The sequence below is a fragment of the Alistipes sp. An116 genome (genome assembly GCF_002161005.1).
Classification (GTDB): Bacteria; Bacteroidota; Bacteroidia; order Bacteroidales; family Rikenellaceae; genus Alistipes; species Alistipes megaguti.
In genome coordinates this window covers 1-5,480 of sequence record NZ_NFLR01000040.1, presented here as the reverse complement: position 1 = coordinate 5,480, position 5,480 = coordinate 1, and the positions used below count along the sequence as shown (strand labels likewise).

Genomic DNA, 5,480 nt, shown 5'->3' with positions numbered 1-5,480 from the left:
TACTCTCCCACGGGATAACCGCAGTACCATCGGCGTAAGTGAGCTTAACTTCTCTGTTCGGAATGGGAAGAGGTGGAACCTCACTGCTATAACCACCTAAAAGAACTTTTTCACAGAGGAGGACTGCTTCGTCTTGCAACCCCGGGCCTCTCCCGACCCCTCGGCCTCTGCAAACCGTGCGAGTATCTTCCGATACATATCCGTCGCACCCGGTATGGTTTGACACGTTAGGGAAATGAGATAAAGATTCGCTGTAGGAAAGCCGTTCGGGTAATTAGTACTGCTCGGCTTTGACATTACTGTCTTTACACCTGCAGCCTATCAACGTAGTCGTCTCCTACGCCCCTCAAGGGAAGACTTATCTTGGGGATGGCTTCGCGCTTAGATGCTTTCAGCGCTTATCCAAACCGAACGCGGCTACTCGGCGGTACACTTGGCAGCATAACCGATACACCGGAGGTTCGTCCAACTCGGTCCTCTCGTACTAAAGTCAGGACCCCTCAATCTTCCTGCGCCCGCGACAGATAGAGACCGAACTGTCTCACGACGTTCTGAACCCAGCTCGCGTGCCACTTTAATCGGCGAACAGCCGAACCCTTGGGACCTTCTCCAGCCCCAGGATGTGACGAGCCGACATCGAGGTGCCAAACCGCCGCGTCGATATGAGCTCTTGGCGGCGATCAGCCTGTTATCCCCGGAGTACCTTTTATCCTTTGAGCGATGGCCAGTCCACACAGAACCACCGGATCACTATACCCTACTTTCGTACCTGATCGACTTGTCGGTCTCACAGTCAAGCGCCCTTATGCTATTGCACTCTGCGCACGGTTACCATTCGTGCTGAGGGCACCTTGGGAAGCCTCCGTTACGCTTTTGGAGGCGACCACCCCAGTCAAACTACCCACCAAACGGTGTCCCCCTCCCGGGGGTTAGAATCCAAGTACACAAAGGGCCGTATTTCAACGTCGGCTCCACGAACACTGGCGTGCCCGTCTCATTGCCTCCGGCCTATCCTACACATTGTGTACCCAAATTCAGCGTTAAGCTATAGTAAAGGTTCACGGGGTCTTTTCGTCCCGTCGCGGGTACCCGGCATCTTCACCGGGACTACAATTTCACCGAGCTCACGGTTGAGACAGTGTCCAGATCGTTACACCATTCGTGCAGGTCGGAACTTACCCGACAAGGAATTTCGCTACCTTAGGACCGTTATAGTTACGGCCGCCGTTTACTGGGGCTTCGATTCAATGCTTCTCTTGCGATGACATCCCCTCTTAACCTTCCAGCACCGGGCAGGTGTCAGGCCCTATACCTCTTCTTTCGAATTTGCAGAGCCCTGTGTTTTTGATAAACAGTCGCCTGGACCTCTTCGCTGCGCCCTACTCTCATAGGGACCCCTTTTCCCGAAGTTACGGGGTTAATTTGCCTAGTTCCTTAACCGTGATTCACTCGAGCACCTTAGGATACTCTCCTCGACCACCTGTGTCGGTTTACGGTACGGGTGACATACACTATAACTTAGAAGATTTTCTCGGAAGTCTACTTGGGTGAACTATCAGATTGGCCGTAACCGCTCCGTACTGTCGGGTCTCAGCAAGCTCCAACTCTTAATCAGAACCTATACCTACGCCCTTTAACCACCTATTCCGTCAGATGGCGTCACTTACGTTCCTTCGTCTCTCCATCGAGGCATATGTCAGTATCGGAATATTAACCGATTGTCCATCGAGATCACCGTTCGGCTTACCCTTAGGACCCGACTAACCCTGATCCGATTAGCGTTGATCAGGAAACCTTGGTCTTGCGGTGTGCGGGTTACTCTCCCGCATTATCGTTACTCATGCCTACATTTGCTTTTCCATACGCTCCACCAAATCTCACGACCCGGCTTCTGCGCGAATGGAATGCTCCCCTACCACACTCTCGTGTCCAGAATTTCGGTGATATGCTTGATGCCCGTTTATTATCCACGCTCTGTCGCTCGACTAGTGAGCTGTTACGCACTCTTTGAATGAATAGCTGCTTCCAAGCTAACATCCTAGCTGTCTCTGCAACAAAACATCGTTAGTTCAACTTAGCATACTCTTTGGGACCTTAATTGCTGGTCTGTGTTGTTCCACTCTCGTAACTGGACATTAGCACCCAGTCGCTCACTGCTGTAAATCATACTACTGGCATTCGGAGTTTGTCAGGATTTGGTAGGCGGTGAAGCCCCCGCATCCAATCAGTAGCTCTACCTCCAGTAGACTCTCTATTACAACGCTGCCCCTAAAGGCATTTCGGGGAGTACGAGCTATTTCCCAGCTTGATTAGCCTTTCACCCCTACCCTCAAGTCATCGAGAAGCTTTTCAACGCTTATTCGTTCGGACCTCCAGTCGGTGTTACCCGACCTTCATCCTGCTCAAGGGTAGATCGCAAGGTTTCGCGTCTACAACCACTGACTAGCCGCCCTGTTCAGACTCGCTTTCGCTTCGGCTCCGTGCTTCCCTGCACTTAACCTCGCCAGTGATTAGTAACTCGTAGGCTCATTATTCAATAGGCACGCCGTCACGGCACTTAGCCGCTCCGACCGGTTGTAAGCGCATGGTTTCAGGTTCTATTTCACTCCCCTGTTCGGGGTTCTTTTCACCTTTCCCTCACGGTACTGGTTCACTATCGGTCTCTTGGGAGTATTTAGCCTTACCGGGTGGTCCCGGCTGATTCAGACAGGATTCCTCGTGTCCCGCCCTACTCAGGATACTGCTATCGCAAAACTCACTTGCCCGTACGGGGCTTTCACCCTCTGTGGCCAACCTTTCCAGGTCGTTCCAGTTCATGGTCTTTTGAATGTTGCAGTCCTACAACCCCGGCATTGCCGTAACAATACCGGTTTGGGCTATTTCCCGTTCGCTCGCCGCTACTTAGGAAATCGATCTTTCTTTCTTTTCCTCCTCCTACTAAGATGTTTCAGTTCAGAGGGTTGGCCTCCGTTGCCGGATGTCAGGTCTTCTACCTGACGGGTTGTCCCATTCAGAAATCTCCGGATCGAATCTTGTTTGCAAATCCCCGGAGCTTATCGCAGCTTACCACGTCTTTCTTCGCCTCCAAGAGCCTAGGCATTCCCCATGCGCCCTTTCTTACTTTCTTACAACTCTCACACTTCGCTGTGTGAGACTCTATCTCATCTCCTTAATCATGTCAATGAACGTTGCAAACTTGCGTCTGCCTGGAACGGTACTTGGTTTGAACCTACGTCCTCGACGGTACCGTTGTAACGTTTCTTTGAAGCGAGCAGCCAAACAATACTTTTTTGAAACTTGGCTCCAGAAAGGAGGTGTTCCAGCCGCACCTTCCGGTACGGCTACCTTGTTACGACTTAGCCCCAGTCACCGGTTTTGCCCTAGGTCGCTCCTTGCGGTCACGAACTTCAAGCACCCCCAGCTCCCATGGCTTGACGGGCGGTGTGTACAAGGCCCGGGAACGTATTCACCGCGCCATGGCTGATGCGCGATTACTAGCGAATCCAACTTCATGGAGGCGGGTTTCAGCCTCCAATCCGAACTGAGACAGGCTTTCGAGATTCGCATCCCCTCGCGGGGTAGCTGCCCTCTGTACCTGCCATTGTAACACGTGTGTAGCCCCGGACGTAAGGGCCGTGCTGATTTGACGTCATCCCCACCTTCCTCTCGGCTTACACCGGCAGTCCCGCCAGAGTGCCCAGCTTTACCTGTTGGCAACTAACGGTAGGGGTTGCGCTCGTTATGGGACTTAACCCGACACCTCACGGCACGAGCTGACGACAACCATGCAGCACCTAGTTTCTCGCCCCGAAGGGAAGACCTGTTTCCAAGTCCGTCGATAACTTTCAAGCCCGGGTAAGGTTCCTCGCGTATCATCGAATTAAACCACATGTTCCTCCGCTTGTGCGGGCCCCCGTCAATTCCTTTGAGTTTCATTCTTGCGAACGTACTCCCCAGGTGGATAACTTATCGCTTTCGCTTAGCCACCGACCGTGTATCGCCGACAGCGAGTTATCATCGTTTACTGCGTGGACTACCAGGGTATCTAATCCTGTTTGCTCCCCACGCTTTCGTGCCTCAACGTCAGATATAGTTTGGTAAGCTGCCTTCGCAATCGGTGTTCTGTATGATCTCTAAGCATTTCACCGCTACACCATACATTCCGCCTACCGCAACTACTCTCTAGCCCAACAGTATTAGAGGCAGTTCCGGAGTTAAGCCCCGGTATTTCACCTCTAACTTATCAAACCGCCTACGCACCCTTTAAACCCAATAAATCCGGATAACGCTTGGATCCTCCGTATTACCGCGGCTGCTGGCACGGAGTTAGCCGATCCTTATTCATACGATACTTTCAGTCGATTACGCGTAATCGAGTTTACCCTCGTACAAAAGCAGTTTACAACTCATAGAGCCGTCTTCCTGCACGCGGCATGGCTGGTTCAGACTTGCGTCCATTGACCAATATTCCTCACTGCTGCCTCCCGTAGGAGTTTGGTCCGTGTCTCAGTACCAATGTGGGGGGTTAACCTCTCAGTCCCCCTATGTATCGTCGCCTTGGTGAGCCGTTACCTCACCAACCAGCTAATACAACGCATGCCCATCCAAAACCACCGGAGTTTTCAACATAGGAAGATGCCTCCCTATATATTATGGGGTATTAGTACCAATTTCTCAGTGTTATCCCCCTGTTCTGGGTAGGTTGCATACGCGTTACGCACCCGTGCGCCGGTCGCCGGCAATTGAAGCAAGCTTCAATCCCGATGCCCCTCGACTTGCATGTGTTAGGCCTGCCGCTAGCGTTCATCCTGAGCCAGGATCAAACTCTCCATTGTAAAAAATGTTTTGTTAAATCTTTAGCTCAAATCTCAAAGGTATTGTTTGAAATCACTCTTTTTCAAGAGTGGAAAACTTTAGCTGCTCAATCACTTCAAAGAACGCTGTTCGTATATTTCTATAAGAACAATTCCTTATTTTTCCGGGGCTCCGATCACTCCTCCTCGCCCCTTGACTGACCGCCGTTTTTTCAGCGGAAAGTGGTGCAAAGATAAACACTTTTTTTGAAACCTCCAAATCTTTTTTTCAAGATTTCTTTTCAATTCGAAAACTTCCAGAACCCTCTCACTCGCATCTCGGCCATCGCTGACCTCCTTGCGGGCTGCAAAAGTAACAACCTTTTCCGAATCTTCCAAATCTTTTCGAAAGATCTTGTCAAAACGTCTCAGAACCTCGTCACTTCGGTCGAAATCCCGCGGCTGCAACCGCCGTCTCTCTCTCAAAGCGGGTGCAAAGATAAGCACTTTTTTCCGTCCCTTCCAAATATTTTCCGCACTTTTTTTGCCCCTCTTTTTACCCAAATCGCAAACTCCTCTATCCGTCAGGCAGTTACTTATGAAAATTTTTTTAATATCTTTGCCCGAAGTAAACCTCACAGAAAATGAAACGGACACTTATATATATAGCGACCCTGTGGGCGGCTT

Annotated in this window: 1 protein-coding gene and 3 rRNA genes; all 4 read right to left on the bottom strand. The window is 50.9% G+C overall.

Annotated features, from left to right (window positions below):
* A 5S ribosomal RNA gene (gene rrf, locus B5E60_RS13460) occupies nucleotides 1–100 on the bottom strand; the annotation flags it as partial.
* Nucleotides 101–253: 153 nt separating this feature from the next.
* Nucleotides 254–3,127, bottom strand: a 23S ribosomal RNA gene (locus B5E60_RS13455).
* Between the two features lie 180 nt (nucleotides 3,128–3,307).
* Nucleotides 3,308–4,835 (bottom strand): 16S ribosomal RNA (locus B5E60_RS13450).
* Nucleotides 4,836–4,970: 135 nt separating this feature from the next.
* A complete protein-coding gene (locus B5E60_RS13445; protein ID WP_143260783.1) occupies nucleotides 4,971–5,450 on the bottom strand; it encodes a hypothetical protein in 480 nt (159 codons plus the stop codon).
* Nucleotides 5,451–5,480 lie beyond the last annotated feature (30 nt).